Source organism: uncultured Bradyrhizobium sp., from assembly GCF_947648125.1.
GTDB lineage: Bacteria > Pseudomonadota > Alphaproteobacteria > Rhizobiales > Xanthobacteraceae > Bradyrhizobium.
In genome coordinates, this window is the sequence record NZ_CANSMR010000013.1 from 109,832 (window position 1) to 133,250 (window position 23,419).

Annotated in this window: 19 protein-coding genes and 1 pseudogene; 1 reads left to right on the forward strand and 19 read right to left on the reverse strand. The window is 65.9% G+C overall.

What is annotated here, in order from left to right; translation table 11 throughout:
• Window positions 1-4: 4 nt before the first annotated feature.
• The 8 genes and pseudogenes from Q0030_RS22775 to murB all read right to left on the reverse strand — a co-directional run bounded on the left by Q0030_RS22775 (window position 5) and on the right by murB (window position 8,917).
• Window positions 5-898 carry an outer membrane protein assembly factor BamD gene (locus Q0030_RS22775; RefSeq protein ID WP_298372037.1) on the reverse strand — a complete coding sequence of 298 codons (894 nt, stop codon included), beginning with the start codon at window positions 896-898 and terminating at the stop codon, window positions 5-7.
• A 273-nt stretch (window positions 899-1,171) separates the two neighbouring features.
• On the reverse strand, window positions 1,172-2,134 hold the full coding sequence (gene lpxC, locus Q0030_RS22780; protein WP_298371898.1) for a UDP-3-O-acyl-N-acetylglucosamine deacetylase: 963 nt from the start codon (window positions 2,132-2,134) through the stop codon (window positions 1,172-1,174).
• A 350-nt stretch (window positions 2,135-2,484) separates the two neighbouring features.
• On the reverse strand, window positions 2,485-4,269 hold the full coding sequence (gene ftsZ, locus Q0030_RS22785) for a cell division protein FtsZ (protein WP_298371900.1): 1,785 nt from the start codon (window positions 4,267-4,269) through the stop codon (window positions 2,485-2,487).
• 89 nt (window positions 4,270-4,358) lie between these two features.
• On the reverse strand, window positions 4,359-5,675 hold the full coding sequence (ftsA, locus tag Q0030_RS22790; protein ID WP_298371902.1) for a cell division protein FtsA: 1,317 nt from the start codon (window positions 5,673-5,675) through the stop codon (window positions 4,359-4,361).
• Window positions 5,672-6,679: a cell division protein FtsQ/DivIB gene (locus tag Q0030_RS22795; RefSeq protein WP_298371904.1), complete on the reverse strand. Its 1,008-nt coding sequence runs from the start codon at window positions 6,677-6,679 to the stop codon at window positions 5,672-5,674. The genes ftsA and Q0030_RS22795 overlap by 4 nt, the downstream gene beginning before the upstream one ends.
• Window positions 6,619-6,941 (reverse strand): annotated as a pseudogene (locus Q0030_RS22800) (D-alanine--D-alanine ligase); the annotation flags it as partial. The gene Q0030_RS22795 and the pseudogene Q0030_RS22800, both read right to left, overlap by 61 nt.
• Before the next feature lie 72 nt (window positions 6,942-7,013).
• Window positions 7,014-8,000, reverse strand: coding sequence for a D-alanine--D-alanine ligase (locus Q0030_RS22805; protein ID WP_298371906.1), 987 nt, complete (start codon window positions 7,998-8,000; stop codon window positions 7,014-7,016).
• Entirely contained in the window at window positions 8,000-8,917 is a 918-nt protein-coding gene (murB, locus tag Q0030_RS22810) for a UDP-N-acetylmuramate dehydrogenase (protein ID WP_298371907.1), read from the reverse strand. Before murB ends, Q0030_RS22805 begins: the two co-directional genes overlap by 1 nt.
• 20 nt (window positions 8,918-8,937) lie before the next feature.
• Between murB and Q0030_RS22815 the strand changes: the two genes are divergently transcribed.
• A complete protein-coding gene (locus Q0030_RS22815) occupies window positions 8,938-9,273 on the forward strand; it encodes a GIY-YIG nuclease family protein (protein WP_298372039.1) in 336 nt (111 codons plus the stop codon).
• 56 nt (window positions 9,274-9,329) lie between these two features.
• On the opposite strand, the gene murC is transcribed toward Q0030_RS22815, so the two are convergent.
• The 11 genes from murC to rsmH all read right to left on the reverse strand — a co-directional run bounded on the left by murC (window position 9,330) and on the right by rsmH (window position 23,162).
• Entirely contained in the window at window positions 9,330-10,733 is a 1,404-nt protein-coding gene (gene murC / locus Q0030_RS22820; RefSeq protein WP_298371909.1) for a UDP-N-acetylmuramate--L-alanine ligase, read from the reverse strand.
• Window positions 10,734-10,919: 186 nt separating this feature from the next.
• Window positions 10,920-11,759, reverse strand: a complete 840-nt coding sequence (locus tag Q0030_RS22825) for a class I SAM-dependent methyltransferase (RefSeq protein WP_298371911.1) — start codon at window positions 11,757-11,759, stop codon at window positions 10,920-10,922.
• A gap of 37 nt (window positions 11,760-11,796) precedes the next feature.
• A complete protein-coding gene (gene murG / locus Q0030_RS22830) occupies window positions 11,797-12,897 on the reverse strand; it encodes an undecaprenyldiphospho-muramoylpentapeptide beta-N-acetylglucosaminyltransferase (RefSeq protein ID WP_298371913.1) in 1,101 nt (366 codons plus the stop codon).
• A 35-nt stretch (window positions 12,898-12,932) separates the two neighbouring features.
• Window positions 12,933-14,084 (reverse strand): putative lipid II flippase FtsW, encoded by a 1,152-nt coding sequence (gene ftsW, locus Q0030_RS22835; RefSeq protein WP_298371915.1) that lies wholly within the window; start codon window positions 14,082-14,084, stop codon window positions 12,933-12,935.
• 321 nt (window positions 14,085-14,405) lie between these two features.
• The gene (murD, locus tag Q0030_RS22840) at window positions 14,406-15,806 is read right to left on the reverse strand and encodes a UDP-N-acetylmuramoyl-L-alanine--D-glutamate ligase (protein ID WP_298371917.1); all 1,401 of its coding nucleotides are present in this window, start codon (window positions 15,804-15,806) and stop codon (window positions 14,406-14,408) included.
• Between the two features lie 8 nt (window positions 15,807-15,814).
• Complete coding sequence (gene mraY / locus Q0030_RS22845; RefSeq protein WP_028332550.1) at window positions 15,815-16,921, reverse strand: phospho-N-acetylmuramoyl-pentapeptide-transferase; 1,107 nt, start codon at window positions 16,919-16,921, stop codon at window positions 15,815-15,817.
• Window positions 16,922-16,931: 10 nt separating this feature from the next.
• Entirely contained in the window at window positions 16,932-18,365 is a 1,434-nt protein-coding gene (locus Q0030_RS22850) for a UDP-N-acetylmuramoylalanyl-D-glutamyl-2,6-diaminopimelate--D-alanyl-D-alanine ligase (protein WP_298371920.1), read from the reverse strand.
• Window positions 18,362-19,819 (reverse strand): UDP-N-acetylmuramoyl-L-alanyl-D-glutamate--2,6-diaminopimelate ligase, encoded by a 1,458-nt coding sequence (locus Q0030_RS22855; RefSeq protein WP_298371922.1) that lies wholly within the window; start codon window positions 19,817-19,819, stop codon window positions 18,362-18,364. Before Q0030_RS22855 ends, Q0030_RS22850 begins: the two co-directional genes overlap by 4 nt.
• A gap of 123 nt (window positions 19,820-19,942) precedes the next feature.
• Window positions 19,943-21,700: a penicillin-binding protein 2 gene (locus Q0030_RS22860; protein ID WP_298372041.1), complete on the reverse strand. Its 1,758-nt coding sequence runs from the start codon at window positions 21,698-21,700 to the stop codon at window positions 19,943-19,945.
• An 11-nt stretch (window positions 21,701-21,711) separates the two neighbouring features.
• Window positions 21,712-22,164, reverse strand: coding sequence for a hypothetical protein (locus Q0030_RS22865; RefSeq protein ID WP_298371923.1), 453 nt, complete (start codon window positions 22,162-22,164; stop codon window positions 21,712-21,714).
• Between the two features lie 2 nt (window positions 22,165-22,166).
• Window positions 22,167-23,162, reverse strand: a complete 996-nt coding sequence (gene rsmH, locus Q0030_RS22870; RefSeq protein WP_298371925.1) for a 16S rRNA (cytosine(1402)-N(4))-methyltransferase RsmH — start codon at window positions 23,160-23,162, stop codon at window positions 22,167-22,169.
• Window positions 23,163-23,419: the final 257 nt, after the last annotated feature.

The window sequence follows — 23,419 nt, forward strand, 5'->3', positions numbered from 1 at the left end:
ATTCCTAGCCGAGACCTATCTTCTTGAAGGTCCTGCTGATCCAGGATCCCTGATTCTCGCTCGGCTCGAGACCGCCGGACTTTACTAGATTATATGCGTCCTTGTACCAGCGGCTGTCCGGAAAATTGTGGCCGAGCACTGCCGCCGCGGTCTGCGCCTCGCCGGCGATGCCGATCGCCATATAGGCCTCGGTGAGCCGGTAGAGCGCCTCTTCGACGTGGCGGGTGGTCTGGTACTGGGTGACCACGGTCTTGAAGCGGTTGATCGCGGCGGTGAAGTCGCGCTTCTCGATGTAATAGCGCCCGACTGCCATCTCCTTGCCGGCGAGCTGGTCGCGCGCGGCCTGGATCTTGTTCTTGGCCTGGGTGGCGTATTCCGAGGTCGGATATTTGCGCACCACCTCTTCGAGCGCCGCGATCGCCTTCTCGGTGCGGCCCTGGTCGCGCGAGATGTCCGGGATCTGGTCGAAATGCGATGCCGCGATCAGGTACTGCGCATAGGACGCGTCCGGGCTGCCGGGATGCAGCGTCACGTAGCGGGTGGCGGAGCCGATGCAGCTGTCGTAGTCGCCCGCCTGATAGTACGAATAGGCCGACATCAGGAGCGACTTGCGCGCCCAGTCCGAATAAGGATGCTGACGGTCGACTTCTTCGAACTTCTTCGAAGCGGCCTTCAGGTCCTTCTTCTCGTTCATCATGTACAAGCCCTCATTGTAGAGCTTGTCCGCGGGCTCATCGACGAAGGTATCGTCCTTGGCCATGAACTTGTCCCACAGCGCGCCGGTGCCGCAGCCTGAGAGCGGCAACGCCAGCACGATCAGGCCCGCCGCGAAACGCAGCGTGCGCACAGCCTTGGTCAGGCCGGAGACGTCAGAAGAAGAGCGTGGTTCGAGCGCCATACGCATTGCCGACATGGATTGTAAAACCTGACGCCTTTGATGCGGTTAACGGCGACCCCACTCCACCCATGAACCGCGATCATGGATGCAATATCTCTCGCGCCGTTGGCGCCGTATCAAGGCAACCGCGGGCCTGTTTAACCGAAAAATGACCGTCGACCAACCGAATAGGGAGCCAATCCGCCGGGAATAAGGCGACCCGGCGAAGCTCACAGCCTGCTGTGGTTATTACGGAAATCGGGCTGACCGGCCAAGCGATCAGGACTTGGGCGATCAGGACACGTCCGGACCGTAGGCCGGGGCGACGAGGCCGCCCACCGCGCTTGCACCGGCTTCGACATGGCCGCGGACCGGCCGCCGGGCGGTTTCCGATTCGACCACGCGCCAGGCGCTGCGGTCGGAGAGCAGCGCCTTCAGCACCGCGTTGTTGAGCTTGTGACCGCCGCGAACCGAACGGTAGCTGCCGAGCAGCGGCAGGCCGGCCAGCGCGAGATCGCCGATCACGTCAAGCACCTTGTGGCGGGCGCACTCGTCGGCGTACCGCAGGCCCTCGGCGTTGAGCAGGCGGGCCTCGTCGAACACCACCGTGTTGTCGAAGGAGGCGCCGAGCGCGAAGCCAGCGCCCCACAGCCGCGCCACGTCATTCATGCAGCCGAACGTACGGGCCCGCGCGACTTCGCGGCGGAAGCCTTCCGGCGACAGATCGAAGGAGTAGGTCTGGTGACCGATCACCTTGTTGGCGAAATTGATTTCGACCTCGGCGCGGAACCCGCCGGCGAACGGACGCAGCTCACCCATCGCGTCACCGATCTTGACCTGCACCGGCTTCAGCACCTGGATGAAGCGGCGGACGGCGGGCTGGGTCACAATGCCGGCCTGATCGATGGCTGCAACGAACGCCGCAGCGCTGCCGTCCATGATCGGAACTTCTGCCCCATCGACTTCGATCGTGGCGTTGTCGACGCCCATGCCGCGCAGCGCGGCGAGAACATGCTCCGCGGTCGAGACGAGCGGGCCTTCGCGGTCACCCAGCACCGTCGCGAATTCGGTCGCGATCACAGCGTCGGCGGTGGCGGTAACTTCGCGGTCGGCACCATCGAGACCGGTGCGGACAAAAATATAACCCGCGTCGACAGGCGCAGGTCCCAGCGTGAGACTGACAGGAAGACCGGAATGAACGCCTACGCCAGTCACGGTGGCTTGCGACCGAAGCGTTGTCTGACGGCTAAACTTCATTCGATAATGCCCACTACCCGACTTCGCTCAATTCAAGTGGCCAAACTTCCCCAAGGCCGACTCGCATGAGCTCCCCAAGTCCCGGCAGACCATAGTCACAGCCCTAAACCGCGCCAACTCACGCTTCTTTACCGATTGTTACCCCATCTCCGCCGCATTCGCGCCCAAGGTTAACCAAATTGCGGCAGCGAAAACGGCCCTCGGCGAGTGGCCATCTGACCACCGAAAGAATAATTAATGATTTAAAATCAGTCGCTTGATTACCAAGCGCAACCGCCTGCCCGCCAAAAGGAGAAGGCCCCGGCGGTTCCCCGCCGAGGCCTTCTTCGTCGTCAAGGTTGTAACAAACTTCAGTTTGCCTGCCGGCGCAGGAAGGCCGGGATATCAAGATGGTCGTCACCCTGTGGCGCCGGGGCAACAGGCGCCTGGCGGCCATGGGCGTCCAATCCCTGCGGTGCCGGACGCTTCGCATATTCCGATACCGGCGATTCGTTCGCCGAAATCTGTTGAGCGACGTTGCGGGCCGGCTTGCGCTCGGGCAGCGGCGGCATCGTCGGCATCGCCGGACCGGAGGCACGGGCCGCGATCGGCGGCTCGGTCTCTTCGTCGCGGCGGCCGAGGCCGACATTGGCCAGCCGCTGCAGCAGCGACAGCCGGGTCTTCTGCGGGTGCTCTGCCTCGCCGTCACCGCTGGCCTGGCGGATCTCCGCCTGAGCCGGCATCGGCAGATCCTCGAACTTCGGCATTCGCGGGGCACGGACCGGCGACCGCTCCGCCGCCTGCGGGATGAAGGTCTCGGGCGGCATCGGCTCATGCTGCTCGGCGCGAGCCGCCTCATGGTCCGGGAACAGCGTGGGCTTCTGGGCGATCGGCCGCACGGTGACGTCACCGTAAGACCCGGGCTGCATCGGCGCCTGAGCCGACGCGCTGTCCGGGGCAACCGCGGCAGCGATCGCCGCGAGCGCGGCGCGCTCGACGGCCGGACGCTGCTGCGGCGCGGCGGAAGCAGCAATCGGAGCAACCGTCACGCCCGTCGGCGGTTCCAGCTTCTGGGCGCGCTCGGCCATCCGCTGATTGTCAGCACGCAGGCGAGCGGTCAGATCGGCCAGCCGGCTCTCGGGCGAGCCGCCCGACTGCTGCGCGGGAGCCTGGGCGCGGGAAGCAATCGCGGCCTGCTCGATACCGGTTGCGACCACCGAGACGCGAATGACGCCGTCGAGCGATTCGTCGAAGGTGGCGCCGACGATGATGTTGGCGTCGGCATCGACCTCTTCGCGGATGCGGGTTGCGGCTTCGTCGACCTCGAACAAAGTGAGGTCCTTGCCGCCCGTGATCGAGATCAACAGGCCGCGGGCGCCCTTCATCGAGCTATCGTCGATCAGTGGGTTGGCGATCGCGGCTTCGGCGGCGGTCAGCGCACGCTTCTCGCCGGTGGCCTCGCCGGTGCCCATCATCGCCTTGCCCATTTCCCGCATCACGGCGCGGACGTCGGCGAAGTCGAGGTTGATCAGGCCTTCCTTGACCATCAGGTCGGTGATGCAGGCGACGCCCGAGTACAGCACCTGGTCGGCCATCGCGAAGGCGTCGGCGAAGGTGGTCTTCTCGTTGGCGACCCGGAACAAGTTCTGGTTCGGGATGATCAGCAGCGTGTCGACCACCTTGTGGAGCTCGGAGATACCGTGCTCGGCGGTGCGCATCCGGCGCTGACCCTCGAAGTGGAACGGCTTCGTCACCACGCCGACGGTGAGGATTCCCATCTCGCGGGCAGCCTTGGCAATCACCGGCGCAGCCCCGGTGCCGGTCCCGCCGCCCATGCCGGCGGTGACGAACACCATGTTGGCGCCGGTCAGGTGATCGCGCAGCTCGTCCATGACCTCCTGCGCGGCCGCAGCGCCGACATCGGGCTGCGAACCGGCGCCGAGCCCCTGGGTGACCTGGGTGCCCATCTGAATGATGCGCTGCGCCTTCGACATGGTCAGTGCCTGCGCGTCGGTGTTGGCGACGACGAAGTCGACGCCCTGCAACCCGGCGGTGATCATGTTGTTGACGGCATTACCACCCGCGCCGCCGACGCCGAAGACGGTGATCCGCGGTTTCAGCTCGCTGATGTCAGGGGGTGTCAGATTGAGTGCCATGGTTGCCTCTCTCGATTATGCGCGCGTTGGTTCGTCCCGGCCGCTGGCCGCAGGAGCTGGTGAAAATGCAATGAGCCGGGGTGCGGTCATCAGAAGCCCTCGCGAAGCCATCGTCCGACCTTTCCGAAGTAACCGTCTGTCCCTGTCCTGAGCTGCCGCGTGCGCCGCGGTTCGACATGTTCAAGATGTGCGTATTGCGGATAGACCAAGAGGCCCGTCGGCACCGAGAACGAGGCGCCCTTCGCCTCGTTCGGCAGCCGGCCGAAGCCGAGCGGACGGCCGATGCGGACCTGACGGTTCAGGATACGGGTGGCAAGCTCGACGGTGCCGGTGAGCTGCGACGCCCCGCCGCTCAGCACGACGCGCGCTCTCGGCTCTGCCGCAAAGGGGGAATCCGCGAGCCGGTCACGGACCATTTCGAAAATCTCCTCGGCGCGATGCCGGACGATGTTCGCGATCGTGGCGCGGGACACGATTTGCGGAGTCTCCCGATCGTCGCCTGCAGTGGGAACGGACATCAGCTCGCGCGAGTCCGAACCGCCGGTCAGCACCGTGCCGTATAAAGTCTTGATTCGCTCGGCATCCGCAATGCACGCGCCGATGCCGCGCGCAAGATCCATCGTGATGTGTTGCCCGCCGAGCGCAAATCCGGATGCGTGCACGAGGCGGCCGCCGGAGTAAGTCGCGATCGTCGTCGAGCCGGCGCCCATCTCGACGACGGCGGCGCCGAGATCGGCCTCGTCATCGGTCAGCACCGACAGGCCGGCGACATAGGGGCTCGACGCCATGGCCTCGACGTTGAGATGGCAGCGCTCGACCACCAGCATCAGGTTCTTGGCGACCGTCGCGTCCGACGTCACCACGTTCATGTCGACGCCGAACTGGCGCGCCACCATGCCTTTGGGATCGCGGATACCCTTGACGCCATCGAGCGCGTAGCCGACCGGCAGCGCGTGCAGCACGGTGCGGCCGGCGCCGGCGGCGTGGCGCATGCCGGCCGAGGTGACGCGGCTGATATCGTCCGCGGTCACCGAGCCGCCGTGGATATCGGCCGCGGCTTCAACCAGCTGGCCATGCAGCCTGCCGCCGGAGACCGACAGCAGGACGGACTCGACACGGACCTTGGCCATGCGCTCGGCCAGCGCCACGGCATGGCGCACCGCCTTCTCGCATTCGGCGAGATCGACGACGGAGCCGGCCTTGACGCCGCGCGACTGGATCTGGCTGTAGCCGATCAGTTCGACCGCGTGGGTGCGGCCGCGCAACGCCTCGTTCGGCGGCGACGGCTTGAGCCGCGCGATCATGCAGGCGATCTTGCTGGAGCCGACGTCGAGCGAAGCCACCATCGCGGTGCGCTTCTGCATCGGGCGGGTCTTCGGGGTCAAATTGCGATCAAGGCCGGTCATGCAGCGTCCCCGGCCTTCTTCTTGGACTTCTTGTCCTTGAACAGTTCGTCGCGCGCCTTGCCGGCTTCCTCGGACAATTGCACGATCAGCCGATCAGGCAGGCGCATGTCGACGGCGACAATGTCGCGCGAGAACAGCTTCTCATCCTTGTCGAGCCTGGAGAGCGCGGCCAAAGCGTTGCCGACGTCGTTCTCGGGCAAGCGGACGTCGAGGCCGTCCTTGAGGCGCAGGTTCCAGCGCCGCTCGCCGACGAAGATCGCGGCCCTGGTCACCGAACGCACTTGCGGATAACGGTCGAGCAGCGCCAGGAAGTCCTGGGCGCGAGTGTCCGCGCCCTTGCCCACCACCAGCGGCAGATTGAGGAAGCGGCGCGAGACGTACGGCTCGAGCACCGCGCCGTCGGAGGCAATCACCGACAGGCGGCCGTTCTGCTGCCACAGCGCGAAGGCGGTGCGCTCGACGATGTCGATCTGCAGCCGGCCCGGATAGAGCTTGAGGATCGTGGCGTCGGCGATCCAGGGATTGGCCTTCAGCTTGGCGCGCACGGTATCGGCGTCGAGGAACAGCAGCGAGGAGCGGCCATTGACGCCGCCGATCGCAAGCACCTCGTCCTGGCTCAGCTGCCTGCGGCCGTTGATGCCGACGGTGGTGATGCGGAAGCCCGCGGAATTGGCCAGCGCGTTGCGGGTGTCGCTGAGCGCGGTGGTGAACTCCTCGAGATGGCCGCCCCTGACGATACCGAAGCCCAGGCTGCCGAACAGGATCGCGAGCGTCGCGACCAGGCCGATGCGGCGCGGCAGATAACGTTCGACCAGCAGGATGTAGCGGTTCGGCGGCTCGCGATCGATCACCTGCGGCTGCCTGGCCGGGCGCTGGCGGCGGCGGGCGAGATGGGCGCCGACATACTCGCGCAGCAGCACCGCCGCTCCAATAGCGGCTGCTCTCAGGTCAGCTTGAGGCCCCAGCGATCGCAGCGATCGGGTGAGGCGTCCTGCACCATCCATTGCACGAGCTCGTCACATGTTGCGCCCGCAAACCCTGCGGGGTCCCGGCACAAATCACGTCTCGGCTAGACCGGTGGGATTAGAGAGGCCCCCTGTTCCCTGGTTGCGATCCTCGAAGCGGTAATCCGCGACAGCTCACGCCCCGGCAGCCAAGCGCTACATGCGCCGCCAGCGTTAACCTTCGGGCTTCCTGGTAAACAAATGGTAAAGGAGTTCAGCCTGAGGTGTATTTTGATCAACGCTCTGAATACTTTGCCGCGAACCCGTTAGCATTTTAGCAACAGCGCCCGGGTTCCATCCGGCCGAGTCGGGCGGGTTCCCCACCCGATCGGCCTTAACTCCTGGCGCGGAGGCGGCCGAGCTCGATCTGGTCGGCCAGGAAGTCGGCAAAGGCGATGCCCTGTGCTTTCAAGGCCTTAGGGTACAGCGATGCCGCCGTGAGGCCGGGCAGCGTGTTGGTCTCGAGGTAGACCGGGCCATTGGCCGACACGATGAAATCGCTGCGCGAATAGCCGGTGCAGGACAATGCCCGGTGCGCCCGCAACGCATGGTCCATGATCGCGGCGCTGACCTCGGGCGCGAAGCGGCCGGGGCAGATCTCCTGGGTCGACTTCAAAAGGTATTTGGCTGTGTAGTCGAAGCCCCCCTCCGCCGGCACGATCTCGATCGGCGGCAGCGCGAACACCGTACCGTCGGATTGCTCGAGCACGCCGCAGGTCGCCTCCACGCCCGATACGAACGGCTCGATCAGATAGTCTTCATGCTTGGCGGCATTGCGGACCGCGACGAGGTCCTGCTTGGCGTTGACGAAGATCAGCCCGTAGCTCGATCCGTCCCTGGCGGGTTTTGCGATCAGCCTGCCGTGCTTCGCGAAGGCATCGTCGATCTGCTCGACGGTGATGCCCAGCGGCGCGTTGAGGCCCGCGATCGCGGCGAAGCGCTTCGCCGATGGCTTGTCGAACGCCAAATGCGACGACGCCGAGCCGGAGCCGGTGAACGCGACGCCGCGCATCTCGCACATCGCCTGCAATTCGCCGTTCTCGGCGCGGCCACCGTGCAAGCCGAGCACCAGCACACGCTGCTCGGCACTGGCTTTGTCGAGTGCCTGGTCGAGTACGATGCCGCGACCATCGGGCTTGAAGTCGATCTCGAAGGGCCGCGTGTGGCCGAGCAGCTGTTCGGACGTCACCGCATGCACGGTGTCGTCGACGTCCCAGAACCAGAGATCAGCGTCGGGCAGCGCCCGGTGCAGCGCCTGCGCGCTCGCCACCGAGACCAGCCGCTCCTTGTTGGTACCGCCGAACAGAATGGTCACCTGCATCAGCTTTTCCCGATCCGCTTGATTTCCCAGTGCAGCTCAATTCCGCTGGTCTGCTTGACCCGCTCGCGCACCGTCTCGCCGAGCGTCTCGATGTCATGCCCGGTGGCGTTGCCGGTGTTGATCAGGAAATTGCAGTGCATCTCCGACACCTGCGCGCCGCCGACCTTGAGGCCGCGGCAGCCGGCAGCGTCGATCAGTTTCCAGGCGCTGTTGCCCGGCGGATTCTTGAAGGTCGAGCCGCCGGTCTTCTCGCGGATCGGCTGCGCGGTCTCGCGATGGGTCTGCACCTCATTCATGCGGGTACGGATCGCGTCCGCATCGGTGATCCTGCCGCGGAAGCGCGCCGAGGTGAACACGATCGACGGATCGACGCCAGAGTTGCGATAGACGAACTTCATGCCGGCATTGTCGAACGTGTGCTTCACACCGTCCCGGCCGATGCCAGTGGCCTCGATCAGCACATCCTTGGTCTCGCCGCCATTGGCGCCGGCGTTCATGCGCAGCGCGCCGCCGATCGTGCCGGGAATGCCGAAGAAGAATTCCATGCCGCCGATATTTGCAGCAGCCGCCGTCTCGGCCACGCGCTTGTCGAGCGCCGCGGCGCCGGCGGTGACGACATCGCCAGCCGCACCGGTCTCGCCAAAGGCACGCGGCGCCAGCCGGATCACGACGCCCGGCACACCGCCGTCGCGCACGATCAAATTGGAGCCGACGCCGACGACATAGACCGGCAGCTCCTGCGGCAGGCGCTTCAGGAAATAGGCGAGATCATCCTCATCGGCCGGCGTGAACAGCACCTGCGCCGGCCCTCCGACGCGAAACCAGGTCAACTCCGAAAGCCGCTGGTTCGCCAGCAGCCGCCCGCGCAGCTCCGGCATCGCGGCTTTCAGGTCGGGCGTGATGTCCGGGAAGGTCATACGTGACCTCTCCATCCGTCATGGCCGGGCTTGTCCCGGCCATCCACGTCTTGCAGTATCTCCACATGGCAGGTGGATACGTCTACTTTCTGACCAACCGTCCGAACGGTGTGCTCTACGTCGGGGTAACGAGCGATCTCGTCCGCCGGATATTCGAGCATCGTTCCGGCTTCGTCGACGGCTTCACCAAGCGATACGGACTGAAGCGGCTGGTCTATTTTGAGCAATTTGACGACATCCGTACCGCCATCCAGCGCGAACACACCATCAAGCATTGGCCGCGCGCTTGGAAGATCCGCAAGATCATCGCAGCGAATCCGGACTGGGAAGACCTGTACGACACGATAGTGCAGTGAAGACGTGGATGGCCGGGACAAGCCCGGCCATGACGTGGTGAGATACGAGGCCTCCATCACCCCAGCGCCTTCAATTCGCCGGGCAATGCGTAGGCCCACTGCGTGATGTTGCCGGCGCCGAGGCAGACGACGAGGTCGCCGGACTTGGCGAGGCCGTGAATGATCTTCGCAAGCTCGCCGGCATTCGGCAGCGGGACAACGTTGCGATGGCCGTGGGCGCGCAGGCCGGCGGCGAAGTGATCGCGGTCGATGCCTGCGATCGGCGCCTCGCCGGCCGGATAGACCTCGGCAACCACGACCGCATCGGCATCGTTGAAGCAGGTGCAGAATTCCTCAAACAGCGACTGCAGGCGGGTATAGCGATGCGGCTGCACCACGGCGACGATCTTGCCGTTGGTGGATTCCCGCGCCGCCTTCAGCACGGCCGCGATCTCGACCGGATGATGGCCGTAATCGTCGATCACGGTGATGCCGTTCGTCTCGCCGGTCTTGGTGAAGCGTCGCTTGACGCCGCCGAAGCCGGCCATGGCCTGGCGGATCACGTCGTCGGACACGCCGAGCTGATGCGCGACCGCGATCGCTGCTGTCGCGTTCGACGCGTTGTGCCGCCCCGGCATCGGCAGCATGATATCAGCGATCTCGTGCGTCGCGCCCGACTTGCGATCGCGGATCGCGACCTTGAATTTCGAGCCACCGCCCATCGGCGTCAGATCCAGCAGCTGCGCATCGGCCTGCGGATTCTGCCCGTAGGTGATGATACGGCGGTCCTCGATCTTGCCGACCAGCGTTTGCACCACGGGGTGATCGGTGCACATCACGGCAAAGCCGTAGAACGGAACGTTCTCGACGAAATTGCGGAATGCGTCTTGGATCGCCTCGAAGGTCTTGAAGTGATCGAGATGCTCGGGATCGATATTGGTGACGATGACGACATCGGACGGCAGTTTCAGGAAGGTGCCGTCGCTCTCGTCGGCCTCGACTACCATCCAGTCGCCGGCCCCGAGCCGCGCGTTGGAGCCATAGGCATTGATGATGCCGCCGTTGATCACGGTCGGATCGAGCCCGCCGGCATCGAGCAACGTCGCCACCATCGTGGTCGTGGTGGTCTTGCCATGGGTGCCGGCGATCGCGACGCAGCTCTTCAGCCGCATCAGCTCCGCCAGCATCTCGGCACGGCGCACCACGGGAATGCGCCGCGCGCGCGCCGCCATCAGCTCCGGATTGTCGCGCTTGATCGCGGTCGAGACCACCACGACATCGGCGCCATCGACGTTCTCGGCGGCGTGGCCGACCGAGACCTTGGCGCCCTTCTTGCGCAGCCGGTCGAGGTTGTAATTGTCAGACGCGTCGGAGCCCTGCACGGTGTAGCCGAGATTGATCAGCACCTCGGCAATGCCGCTCATGCCAATGCCGCCGATCCCGACGAAGTGAATGGGTCCGATCTCGCGCGGCAGTCTCATGTTCCGGTTCCTGATATCATCGTCTTTGTGCGCCTCACATTGGTCGCGCTGTGTACTGGATGCCCCGCTTTTCCCATGCGTGACAAGGGCTTTTTCCACCCCGCAGCCGCGGAAATGTCGCTGTCGTCAGCTAGCGGCCAGTGGTTGCGACCTGACGTCACGGACATCTCCATCTCGGCCCAGCGGCTACGCCGCTCCCGGCCGCACAACGCGCGCCGCGAGCTCATCCTGCATCTCGATGACGCGAAGATAATTGCGCAGCCGGTTGGTCTCGAGCGCACGCAGCAGCTTGTTCTGGTGATAGGGCAGCACGAGCTCGGCAAGCTGTGCGCTCCAGGCGGCGTTCATGTCGAACAGCACCCCTAGGCCGAACACGGCGGGGATCTCGGCGAAGCCGAACTCCCTGCCCTGCGCAAGCTCTTCGGCGAGGAAGTCATCGATCGCAGTCATCACGCCATTGCGCGCGCCGCCGGCGACGTTTGCGAATGCGGCGAAGCCCGCCCCGCGAAATCCACGGCCTTCGACCAACACCGGGCGATCCAGCGTGGCGCCGGCGTTGAAACTGTGCGGGTGACGAAACTCAGCGGGAATCTGGCCGGGCGCGTAATACATGTCGCGGCGCCCGCAGGGCCAGCCGACATCGTGAAGGAAGGCCAGAACGGGCTTGCCGTTACGGCGGCTGATCGCCTCGATCTGCCTGAGCTCGTGATACACCGTGTACCAATTGTGGTCCCCGTCGACGATCCAGGCGTCGGGTGCATCCAGTTCGCCGAACGCATCGAGGCTGGGCTTCGCCACGTGACGCACATCCGGATTGGCGCTCACCCAATCGAGGAATTCGCGCTTCGGCGCCGGATCGACACTGGTGAACTGGCCGCCGCGGGCCCGGCAGTGATCGGCGAGCAGCGCGGACATGCCGCCATACTCGGCACCGATCTCGACGATATCTCGCGCATCCGCCAGACTCAGCGCTTCGAGGATCAGGTCCGAGAATTCCGAGACGGAGTGAATCAAAAGACCCGTCATGATCAAGTCTCCCCCGGCGTCCTGCCGGATTGGCGCATCAAATTCCGGCCACCTTGGCAACCAGATCGGCCAGCCGCTCGGCGGCATCGAGCCGGCCGACACTGCGCGCGGCTCCCGCCATCGCGGTCAGCCTCTCGGGCTCCGCAGCGAAGGCCGTTATCTCGGCTGCGAGCCGTTCCGGCGTGAAGTCGCTCTGCGTGATGCGCAGCGCGCCGTTCGCCTGCGACAGCACGCCGGCATTGGCGAACTGGTCCTGATCGATTGCGCCCGGCAGCGGCACCAGGATCGAGGGCCGGCCGATCGCGGCGAGCTCGGCGACGGTGCCGGCGCCGGAACGCGAGATCACGAGCTGGCTCGAGGCCAGCCGCGCCGGCAGATCAGGAAAGAACGGCGCGAGCTCGGCATCGATCTTGAGCCGGTCGTAGACCGCGCGCACCCGATTCATGTCCTCGTCGCGCACCTGCTGGGTGATGATCAGCCGGCTCCATAGCGCGGGATCGAGCTGCTCGATCGCCGGCGGCACGATGTCGCTCATCACCCGCGCGCCCTGGCTGCCGCCGACAACGAGCAGGCGCAGCGGCCCGTTCACTTCGGGCGGGGTGTATTTCACCGCGGCGGCGGCGAGGATCGCGGGGCGCATCGGCGTGCCGACGGTGGTCGCCTTGCCGGCGAGCGCGGGATCGCGATCGAGCACGCCGGGCAGCGAGGTCGCGATCGCGTTGACGCGGCCGGAGAGGAAGCGGTTGGCGCGGCCGAGCACCGCATTGGCGTCGTGAATGATGCCGGGGACGCCAAGCATCCGCGCCGCCATCAGCGGCGGCAAGGTCGGGTAACCGCCGAAGCCGACGACGACCGACGGCTTCAGGCGGCGCACCACATTGGCGGCCACCAGCGTGCCGTAGCCGAGCATCAGCACGGTCCGCGCCAGCGAGATCGGGTTGCCGCTGCGCACGGTCGCGCTCGGCACGAGCTCGATGCTCTCCCTGCCGAACAGGCCGGAGTAGCGCAGCGCGCGGCCGTCGGTCGCAAGCCGCACCCGCAGGCCGCGTCTGATCAGTTCCACGGCGAGCGCTTCGGCCGGGAACAAATGGCCGCCGGTGCCACCGGCCGCCAGCAGAATCAGGGGCGCGTTGTCCATGGTTTCCAGATAACCGACGCCGCAGTCACAGTCACCTACGCATAGGCGCGCCGAGCGCTGGCGCCTTCCATCGATTCGACCTCGGTGCGCGGCCGCTGCCGCGTCAACGCCAGCATCATGCCGACGCCATAGGCGAGCGAGACGAACGAGGAGCCGCCATAGGAGATGAACGGCAGCGTCATGCCCTTGGCCGGGATCAGTTGCAGATTGACCGCCATGTTGATCGTCGCCTGCACGCCGAACAGGATCGCAAGCCCCGATGCCGCGAAGCGCGAGAACATGTCCTCGGTGGCGTACGCTCGCGTCAGCGTGCGGATCACGATGAAGCCGAACAGCGCGACCAGCATCAGGCAGAGGATGATGCCGAATTCTTCCGCCGCGACCGCGAACACAAAGTCCGTGTGGCTGTCCGGCAGGCTGCGTTTGGCGATGCCCTCGCCCGGCCCGAGCCCGAACCAGCCGCCGTTCCAGAACGCTTCCATCGCGGTGTCGACCTGGAAGGTGTCGCCAGAGGCAGGATTCATGAAGCGCTTGATGCGGCCGGCGACGTGCGGCACCAAAAGATAGGCGCCGAACAGGCCGGCGCCCGCGGCGCCGGCGAGCCCGAACACCCAGATCATCCGCATGCCCGCGATGAAGAACAGCGCGCCCCAGACGGTGAGGATCAGCATGGTCTGACCGAAGTCGGGCTCCATCACCAAGAGCGTGACCAGCATCATCAAGAGCACCAGCGCCATCGAGGTTGCCGGCATCTCCGGCCGCTTGGTCGATTCCGCGAACAGCCAGGCCGCGACGATCACGAAGGCGGGCTTGGCGGCTTCGGAGGCCTGGATGTTGACGCCGAGCAGCGTGATCCAGCGCCGCGAGCCCTTGACCTCGGGCCCGATCAGCAGCGTCAGCACGATCAGCACGATCGAGACCGCGAACACGATCAGCGCGGTGCGCCGGATCTGCCGCGGCGTCATGAACGACACCCCGATCAGCACGATCAGTGACGGCACCAGGAACATGACGTGGCGGTTGAAGAAGTGGAACGGATCGAGCCCGATCCGGGTCGCGACCGGCGGGCTCGCCGCCAGCGACAGGATGACTCCGGCCAGCATCAACGCGGCGATCGCCACAAGCAGCAGCTTGTCGACGGTCCACCACCAGTCCGAGAACGGGGTGCGTTGGTCACGGGCGAGCATGGGCGTCCCCAGATGGCAGAGATAACGTCCATTCGTGGCGCAGGATGGTTTCCAAGGGGTTAACGGGTTGGGTAACTTTTGAGGGAGGGATTTGGGAGGCTCGTTCACTACTGCGAGCCCACGCACAGCTGTCGTCCCGGCGAAGGCCGGGACCCATACGCCGCAGCAAGTGTAGTGAATGGGACTCGTCGTTCCAGCGACGCCCAACAGTATCATTTTGTGGTTATGGGTCCCGGCCTTCGCCGGGACGACGGCGAATGCGTGGCGCGGTCTGATGGGTTTCGCTGCGCTCTACCCATCCTACGATTCTACAATCAGCCGTCACACCACCGGCTTCACACCCGGCAGCGCCTGGACGATGTCGCGGAAGGCTGTGCCGCGGATTTCGAAATTGCGGTACTGGTCGAACGAGGCGCAGGCCGGCGACAGCAGCACGACGGCCTCTGCGAGCCCCGACGCTTCCGCATCGCGCGCGGCGCTGGCGATCGCGACGTCGAGCGTGCCGGACATCTCATGCGCGACGCGGTCGCCGAGCGTGCCGGAGAATTCGGCCGCCGCCTCGCCGATCAGATAGGCCTTGCGGATGCGCGGGAAATAGCCGGTGAGGCCCGTGATGCCGCCCGCCTTCGGCTTGCCGCCGGCGATCCAGTAGATGTCGGCGAACGACGACAGCGCGTGCGCGGCGGCATCCGCGTTGGTGCCCTTGGAATCATTGACGAACAGCACATTGCCGCGGCGGCCGACCTGCTCCATGCGGTGCGCCAGCCCCGGGAAGCTGCGCAGGCCGTTCTGCAAGACGTCGGTCGCGATGCCCATCGCCAGCGTACAGGCGGAGGCGCAGGCGGCGTTCTGCGCATTGTGCAGACCGCGCAGCGAACCGATACCGCCGAGCCGCGCCACCTCGCTGCGCGCCGCGCCGGATGCGCGCACGATGGTCTCGTGCTCGACATAGAGGCCATCGGGCAGCGGGTTCTTCACCGAGATGCGCACCACGCGCTTGCCGGCGCGATCGAGCCGGTCGGCGATGTCGCGGCACCAGCCGTCGTCGACGCCGACGATCGCGGTGCCGCCCTGCTGCACGCCTGCGACCAGCCGCTCCTTGACCGCGGCGTAATGCTGCAGCGTGCCGTGGCGATCGATGTGGTCCTCGCTGATATTGATCAGGATACCGACGGAGGGGTCTAGCGACGGCGCGAGGTCGATCTGGTAGGACGACATCTCGATGACATGGACGCGGCCCATCCGCGGCGGCTCCAGCGACAGGATCGCGGTGCCGATATTGCCGCCCATCTGGGTATCGTAGCCGGCGACCTTCATCAGGTGCGCGATCAGCGCAGTGGTGGTCGACTTGCCGTTGGTGCCGGTGATGGCGACGAATGGCGCGTTCGGTGCGTGACGGCGCCGCTCGCGGCAAAACAGTTCGACGTCACCGATCACCTCGACACCGGCCTCGCGCGCCTTCGACACGCTCCAGTGCGGAGCCGGATGGGTCAGCGGCGCGCCAGGGGTCAGGATCAGCGCGGCGAAATTCGCCCACGACACGGTGCGCAGATCGGCGGTGGTGAAGCCGGCCTGCGCCGCCTTGGCGACATTGTCGGCACTGTCGTCGGCCGCGATCACTTCCGCGCCACCGGCCTTCAGCGCGTGGCAGCTCGCAAGCCCGGAGCCGCCGAGCCCGAAGACTGCGACCGTCTTGCCCGAGAAGGAGGTGACCGGGATCATGGCGACGCTCAGCGCAGCTTGAGGGTGGAGAGGCCGGCGAGCGCCAGCATCACCGAGATGATCCAGAACCGGATCACGATCTGCGGCTCGGTCCAGCCCTTCTGCTCGAAATGATGATGCAGCGGCGCCATCCGGAATACGCGCTTGCCGGTCAGCTTGAACGAGGTGACCTGGACGATGACCGAGACCGCCTCCAGCACGAACAGGCCGCCGATCACCGCAAGCACGATCTCGTGCTTCACCGCGACCGCGGTGGCCCCGAGCATGCCGCCGAGCGCGAGCGAGCCGGTGTCGCCCATGAAGATCGAGGCCGGCGGCGCGTTGAACCAGAGGAAGCCGAGACCAGCGCCAAGTACCGCGCCACACAGCACCGCCAGTTCGCCGGTGCCGGCGACGTAATTGATCTGCAGATAATCCGAGAACACCGCGTTGCCGGTGAGATACGAGATCATGCCGAAGCTCGCGGCCGCGATCATGACCGGTACGATGGCAAGGCCGTCGAGGCCGTCGGTCAGGTTCACCGCATTGCCGGCGCCGACCATCACGAAGGCGCCGAAGATCACGAAGAACCAGCCGAAATTGATCACGAGGTCCTTGAAGAAGGGAATCACGAGCGACGTCGAGGACACATCGCGCCCGAGCCGAACCAGCGCGTAGGTGGCGGCGAGCCCGATCACCGCCTCGATCAAGAGCCTGAGCTTGCCGGCGAAGCCGCTGTGCGACTGCTTTGTGACCTTCAAATAATCGTCATAGAAACCGACGAAGCCGAAGCCGAGCGTCACCGCCAGCACGATCCAGACATAGGGATTGAGCGGGTTGGCCCAGAGCAGCGTCGACACCACGAGCCCGGACAGGATCATCAGCCCGCCCATGGTCGGCGTGCCCTTCTTGGAGATCAGGTGCGACTGCGGACCATCGGTGCGGATCGGCTGGCCCTTGCCCTGCCGCAGCCTTAAGTGATCGATGATCCAGGGCCCGAACAGGAACACGAACAGCGCGCCGGTCACCATCGCGCCGCCGGTGCGGAAGGTGATGTAGCGGAACACGTTCAGAGCGCTGCGGAATGCCCCAAACCCCGGAACGGTGTTGGACAGTTCGATCAACCAGTAGAACATTCAAAAAGTCCTATACCGCTTCTTCGTGCGCGGCCTTGTCGGGGAAGCGTTTTTCCAGCGCGCTGACAATGAGCTTCATCTTCGATCCCAGCGAGCCCTTCACCATGATCACGTCACCGGCACGGACCGCGGCGACCGCTTGCGCTTCGAGCGCCGCCGAACTCTCGGCATAGCCTCCCCGCTTGCCGGTGGAAAGGGCATCCCATAGATTCCGCATCAGCGGACCACAACAATATACAAGGTCGATGCGGTTGGCGGTCACGGCTTCGTTGAGGCCGCGGTGCAGATCGGGGCCGGTCGGCCCGAGTTCGAGCATGTCGCCGAGCACGGCGATGCGGCGGCCATGAGGCCCAGTCTGGGCCTGGCCGAGCACGTTGAGCGCGGCGCCCATCGAGGCCGGGTTGGCATTGTAGCTCTCGTCGATCAGCGTCGCCTCGCCATGGCCGACCTCGAGCGTGCGGCGAAGACCGCGGCCGGTCGGGGCCTCGAGCTGCGACAGCGACAGCGCCGCGCGCGCGATATCGGCGCCGAGCAGCGAGGCGCCCGCCAGCACCGCGAGCGAGTTCATCGCCATGTGGCGGCCGGGCATGCCGATCTTATAGGTGATGTCGTGATCGAGAATGTCGGCGTGCACCGCCGAGCAGGTCGCGTGCAGCGACAGGTCGATCAGCCGCGCCTCGGCGCGCTTGTCGGCGCCGAACGAGACGATGCGCGAGATGCCGGCTTTCTTCGCCTGCTTCTGCAGCCGCGCGAATTGTCCATTGTCGCGGTTGAGCACCACCGCACCATTGGGCTCCAGCCCTGCGAAAATCTCCGCCTTGGCGTCGGCGATCGCCTCGATGCCGGAGAAGAATTCCAGATGCACCGGCTCGATCGTGGTGATGACGGCTACATGCGGCCGCACCATCTTGACCAACGGCGTGATCTCGCCGGCATGGTTCATGCCGATCTCGAACACCGCAAAGCGCGCGCTCGCCGGGCAGCGCGCCAGCGACAGCGGCACGCCCCAGTGATTGTTGAACGACGCGACCGAGGCATGGGTCTCGCCCTGCGCCGACAGCACGCGGCGCAGCGCCTCCTTGGTCGAGGTCTTGCCGACCGAACCGGTCACCGCGATGATCTGCGCTTTGAGCCGCGCGCGCGAGGCATGCGCGAGCTCGACGAGGCCGGCGAGCACGTCGTCGACCACGAGCAGCGGCGCGTCGGCGGGAAATTTGTCGCGCTGCGCGGTTTCGACCACGGCGAGCCCGGCGCCGGCCTTCAACGCGGTTTCGACGAAGGCATGGCCGTCATGGACGTCGCCCTTGATGGCAAAATACGCATCGCCCTTTGCAATGGTGCGGCTGTCGATCGAGAGACCGGTGACGCCCTCCGGCAGTGCGCCTTGCGCGGCGGCGCGCATCGCTTGCGCCATCGCATCCGAGGTCCACAACATCGTGCTCATGCGCCCTCCTCGGCCAATGCATTCGCGACCGCTTCATGATCGCTGAACGGCAGCGTCGTGCTGCCGACGATCTGCCCGACCTCGTGGCCCTTGCCGGCCACGACCAGCGCGTCGCCCGGCTCGAGGCCGGCGATCCCGGCGCGGATCGCAGCGGCGCGGTCGCCGATCTCGCGCGCGCCCTTTGCGGTGGCCATGATCGCGGCGCGGATCGCCTCCGGCTTCTCGCTGCGCGGATTGTCGTCGGTGACAATGATGTGATCGGCATTCTCGGCGGCGATCGCGCCCATGATCGGGCGCTTGCCGGCGTCGCGGTCGCCGCCAGCGCCAAAGATCACGACCAGCTTGCGCTTCGCATAGGGCCGCAGCGCCTGCAGCGCCTTGGCGAGCGCATCAGGCTTGTGGGCGTAGTCGACGAAGATCGGCGCGCCATTGTGCTCGCCGACGAATTCCAGCCGGCCCTTGGCGCCTTCGAGATGTTCGAGCGTGCCGAACACGTCATCGGCGGCGCTTCCGGTGCCGATCGCAAGGCCGGCCGCGACCAGCGCGTTCTCGATCTGGAATTCGCCGACCAGCGGCAGCCGGATCGCGTATTTGCGGCCGCGGTGCTCGATCGCGAGCTGCTGGGCAAAGCCTTCGATCGCGGCGTCTGTGAGCTTGATGCCATCGGTGGCGTCGGCGTTGCGGCCGACCGTGATGATACGTAGGCCGCGCGCCCGCGCCGCATCGATCACCTCTCGCGAGCAGTCGTGATCGGCCGAGATCACCGCGGTGCCGCCGTCGGCGACGAGATCGCGGAACAGCCGGAGCTTTGCAATCAGGTAATGCGCGACATCGGGATGATAATCCATGTGGTCGCGCGACAGGTTGGTGAAGCCGCCGGCTTCGATGCGCACACCGTCGAGGCGATACTGGTCGAGGCCGTGCGAGGAGGCCTCGAAGGCGAGATGGGTGACGCCGTCGCTCGCGATCTCGTCGAGCTGGCGATGCAGCGCGATCGGATCGGGCGTGGTCAGAGAGCCGTAGACGGTGCGCTTGTCCGAGACGAGACCGATGGTGCCGATGCTCGCGGAGGAGTGACCGAGCCGCTGCCAGATCTGGCGCGTGAACGCCGCGACCGAGGTCTTGCCGCTGGTGCCGGTCACCGCCGCGATCGTCGCAGGCTGGCGGGAAAAGAATTTGGCGGCGGCTAGCGCCAGCGCGCGGCGCGGATTGGGCGTGATGACGAACGGAACACGGCCGTGACCTTGCGGCAGATGGTCGCTGGCGACCGCGACTGCGCCCGCGGCAATCGCTGCATCGACGAAGCGCGCGCCATCGGTCCTGCTGCCGGCCAGCGCGAAGAACAGATCGCCCGGCTTCACCGCACGGCTGTCGACCGCAAGCCCTCCGACAATGAGCGAGGAGGCACTCGGATCAATCGTGGCATCATCGCCGAAGAGGTCGCGAAGTCTCATGATCTTCCAGTCTGGCCGGCGCCGTTCTGGCGCCGCTATCTGAGCATGATCTGTTCGGAAAACCGCTTCACACCTTGCGCTATCGCGGCCGTTCCGGTCCCGATCATGCTGTAACCATACGCCTTACTGGGTTGTTCTGGATGCCGCAAGAATAAGGCGGTCGGACGGCGGCAGGTCGAAGCGCGGTTCAACGCCCAAAAGCGGCGCAATTCGGGCGATCACGTTGCCGCCGGTCGGCACCGCATTCCAGCCCGAGGTGATGAAGCCATAGGTCTCCTTCAGGGGCTGCGGCTCGTCGAGCATGATCAACAGCTGATATTTCGGATTGTCGGCGGGCAGGATCGCGGTGAAGGCGTTCAGCACGCGCTTCTTGGCGTAGCGGCCGTTGATCACCTTCTCCGCGGTGCCGGTCTTGCCGCCGATATAGTAGCCCTTGACGTCGGCCTTCTTCGCGGTGCCGATCTCGGCGTTGAGCCGCATCAGATAGCGCATCTTGTCCGAGGTCTCGGGCTTGATGACGCGCTTGGCCAGCGCCATCGCTTCCTGCTCGGTGCGCTTCAAAAAGGTCGGCGGGATCAGGTAGCCGCCATTGACCAGCGCGTCGATACCCATCACCGCCTGCAGCGGCGCCACCGCGATGCCGTGACCGAACGAGATCGTGACGGTGTTCAATTCGCCCCACTTCTTCGGCACGATCGGCGAGGCGCTCTCCGGCAATTCGGTGCGCAGCCGCTCCAGCTGCCCCATCTTGCGCAGGAAGGCCTTGTGCGCGTCGACGCCCATCGCCAGCGCGATGCGCCCGGCGCCGATGTTGGAGGAATAGTAGAACACCTCCTTCATGTTGATCATGCGGCCCATGTTGTGATCGTCATGGATCGCGAACTTGCCGTAATGCAGCGGGCCGCGCGCATCCCACATCGAGTTGAGATCGAACCGGCCGCTGTCCAGCGCCATCGCCAGCGTGAACGCCTTGAAGGTCGAGCCCATCTCGTAAACGCCGGTGGTCAGGCGGTTGATGCGATCAGGGTCGTGCGCCTCCTTCGGATTGTTCGGATCGAAATCCGGCAGCGACACCATCGCCACGATCTCGCCGGTGCGCACGTTGGAGACGAGGCCGGAGGCGGCCTTGGCCTTGAACTTCTCCTTCGCCTTGATCAGTTCGTCGCGCAGCGCGTGCTCGACGCGCAGGTCGACCGACAATTCCACCGGCTTCTGCAGCCGGTCGGTGGCGAAGCCCGCGCGGTGCAGATCGGCCAGACCGTTATTGTCCAGCCACTTCTCCATGCCGGCAATGCCCTGGTTGTCGATGTTGACCAGGCCGATCAGGTGGGCGACCTCGTTGCCGGTCGGATAGACGCGCTTGTTCTCGCGCAGGAAGCCGACGCCGGGAAGGCCGAGGCGGTGGATGTCGAGCTGCTGCTTCGGCGTGATCTCGCGCTTCAACCAGACGAAGCCCTTGCGCGAGGACAGACGGTCGCGCACTTCGCTGGTGTCGAGGTCGGGCAAGGCCGCGGTCAGGAGCTCGATCGCCTCGTCCTTGTCGATCAGGCGGCGCGGCTCGGCGAACAGGCTCGGCGCCTTGACGTCGGTGGCGAGAATTTCGCCGTTGCGGTCGGTGATGTCGGGCCTGGCGGTTGCGATCGCATCCTGCGAGGCCGTGCGTCGTGCGCCATGGCTGTCGGCGCCGACCGCGAACAGCACCAGCCGTCCGGCCAGCACGCAATAGACCGCGGCGAAGGCGAGGATCGCAAGACCGACGCGCGCGCGCGCTTTCGCGGCACGATCGACATTGCTTCCATACAGCAGCGTGCGGATCAGCCGCGTGCGCCAGGGTTCAGCGGCTTTTCCGGCCGGCTTGCTGGCGGGTGCCGGATCGGTCATGGCAGGTCCCGTCATTGCTGATCTCCCCCGCCCTGCTCGGAATCTTCTGCGGGCGCAGGCTGGTCGGCGGCCGGCTGGTCGGTCGCCGGCTTGCCGATCGATCCGGTCGTGCTGTCCGGCGCGGCGGCGGCCTCGATGGTGTCGATCATCGCGCCGATCGGATCGCGCGAACCGGGTCGCGTGAAGCTCGGCGGCCGCTCCGGCAGGTTCTTCAGGGAATCGTACTGATTGGCGTTGACCGGCTTCAGCGGCAGATGTCGCTCAGCGAGCCCCTGCAGCCTGAGCGGCGCGTCGAGCTTGGCCCATTCGGCACGCAAGGTGGCGATCGCGTTGCGCTGCTCGCGGATCTCGGCATTGAGCTGCAGCACGCGTTCGACTCGCGCGGTCGATTCCATCTTGATGCGGTAGACATAGGATGCCGCGAAGATCAGCATGCCGATGACGAGGAGATGGAGGAGGCGCATCGTCAGCCTCCCCGCTTCAGGTCGGACAGCCGCGGCCAAGACGGCAGGTCGTCGTCGGCATGCGCCGGCGCCGCGGTGCGCTCGGCTGCGCGCAGCTTGGCCGACCGGGCGCGCGGATTGGCCGATATCTCCGCCTCGCCCGGCGTCACCGGGCGCTTGGTCAGGATCTGAAAGCTCGGCGCGGATTGCGCCACTTCGGGCAGATGCCGCGAGCCGCTGGAAACCTTGCCGCGCTCGGTGAGGAAATTCTTGACGATGCGGTCTTCCAGCGAATGGAACGAGACCACGGCAAGCCGGCCGCCCGGCTTCAGCACCCGCTCGGCCGCGGCCAGCGCCCGATACAGCTCATCGAGCTCTTCATTGACGAAGATGCGCAGCGCCTGAAAAGTCCGCGTCGCCGGATGGATCTCGTTCGGCTTGGCGCGCACGACTTTCCCGACGATGTCGGCGAGCGCCTCGGTCGTGGTGATCGGCGCGTCCTTGCGCGCGGCGACGATGGCGCGGGCGACGCCGCGCGAATGCCGCTCTTCGCCGAAGATGTAGATGATGTCGGCGAGCTGCTTCTCGGAAGCGGTGGCAACCACATCGGCCGCGGTCAGGCCGCTCTGCGCCATCCGCATGTCGAGCGGACCGCCCAAGCGGAACGAGAAGCCGCGCTCGGCCTGGTCGAGTTGCATCGAGGAGACGCCGACATCCATCACGACGCCGTCGACCTGATCCGCCCCCTGCGATGCGCAGACCTCGACGAGACTGGAGAAGCGGTCCTCGACCAGCGTCAGGCGACCGTCCGCGCCGTCGACCAGATCGAAGCCGCCCGCGATCGCGGTGCGGTCGCGGTCGATGCCGATGACATGCGTACCGGCGACATCGAGAATCATGCGGCTGTAGCCGCCGGCGCCGAAGGTCGCGTCGACATAGATGCCGCCGGCGCGCGGCTCGAGATAGCCGACCGCCTCGCGGCCCAGCACGGAAATGTGACGGGGAGCACGCTCGCTCATGCGCCGCCCCTGGACAGGGCCGCGTTGCTGGCATGCAAGCTGGCTGCGCGCCGACTCATTGCGTCTCGAATCCTCGCGCTGGCTGTTCCGGCAAAAAGGCCGCTGCGTGATCCCAGCGCCAACTCCCGCCCTCGGCCGCAAATCCTGATATCCGACCGGAATTGGGAGGGTTTCCATGGGATTTCGCGCAACAGCGGACCTTGGCCGTCCCCCGAAACCGGTTCGGCACTTCACCTCTCAGTAACGGCACTTAACGT

Excerpts from the sequence above, each read along its gene's own strand:
- Q0030_RS22775 (WP_298372037.1), bottom strand. The coding sequence starts at position 898 with ATGGCGCTCGAACCACGCTCTTCTTCTGACGTCTCCGGCCTGACCAAG.
- lpxC (WP_298371898.1), bottom strand. The coding sequence starts at position 2,134 with ATGAAGTTTAGCCGTCAGACAACGCTTCGGTCGCAAGCCACCGTGACT.
- ftsZ (WP_298371900.1), bottom strand. The coding sequence starts at position 4,269 with ATGGCACTCAATCTGACACCCCCTGACATCAGCGAGCTGAAACCGCGG.
- ftsA (WP_298371902.1), bottom strand. The coding sequence starts at position 5,675 with ATGACCGGCCTTGATCGCAATTTGACCCCGAAGACCCGCCCGATGCAG.
- Q0030_RS22795 (WP_298371904.1), bottom strand. The coding sequence starts at position 6,679 with ATGGATGGTGCAGGACGCCTCACCCGATCGCTGCGATCGCTGGGGCCT.
- Q0030_RS22805 (WP_298371906.1), bottom strand. The coding sequence starts at position 8,000 with ATGCAGGTGACCATTCTGTTCGGCGGTACCAACAAGGAGCGGCTGGTC.
- murB (WP_298371907.1), bottom strand. The coding sequence starts at position 8,917 with ATGACCTTCCCGGACATCACGCCCGACCTGAAAGCCGCGATGCCGGAG.
- Q0030_RS22815 (WP_298372039.1), top strand. The coding sequence starts at position 8,938 with ATGGCCGGGCTTGTCCCGGCCATCCACGTCTTGCAGTATCTCCACATG.
- murC (WP_298371909.1), bottom strand. The coding sequence starts at position 10,733 with ATGAGACTGCCGCGCGAGATCGGACCCATTCACTTCGTCGGGATCGGC.
- Q0030_RS22825 (WP_298371911.1), bottom strand. The coding sequence starts at position 11,759 with ATGACGGGTCTTTTGATTCACTCCGTCTCGGAATTCTCGGACCTGATC.
- murG (WP_298371913.1), bottom strand. The coding sequence starts at position 12,897 with ATGGACAACGCGCCCCTGATTCTGCTGGCGGCCGGTGGCACCGGCGGC.
- ftsW (WP_298371915.1), bottom strand. The coding sequence starts at position 14,084 with ATGCTCGCCCGTGACCAACGCACCCCGTTCTCGGACTGGTGGTGGACC.
- murD (WP_298371917.1), bottom strand. The coding sequence starts at position 15,806 with ATGATCCCGGTCACCTCCTTCTCGGGCAAGACGGTCGCAGTCTTCGGG.
- mraY (WP_028332550.1), bottom strand. The coding sequence starts at position 16,921 with ATGTTCTACTGGTTGATCGAACTGTCCAACACCGTTCCGGGGTTTGGG.
- Q0030_RS22850 (WP_298371920.1), bottom strand. The coding sequence starts at position 18,365 with ATGAGCACGATGTTGTGGACCTCGGATGCGATGGCGCAAGCGATGCGC.
- Q0030_RS22855 (WP_298371922.1), bottom strand. The coding sequence starts at position 19,819 with ATGAGACTTCGCGACCTCTTCGGCGATGATGCCACGATTGATCCGAGT.
- Q0030_RS22860 (WP_298372041.1), bottom strand. The coding sequence starts at position 21,700 with ATGACCGATCCGGCACCCGCCAGCAAGCCGGCCGGAAAAGCCGCTGAA.
- Q0030_RS22865 (WP_298371923.1), bottom strand. The coding sequence starts at position 22,164 with ATGCGCCTCCTCCATCTCCTCGTCATCGGCATGCTGATCTTCGCGGCA.
- rsmH (WP_298371925.1), bottom strand. The coding sequence starts at position 23,162 with ATGAGCGAGCGTGCTCCCCGTCACATTTCCGTGCTGGGCCGCGAGGCG.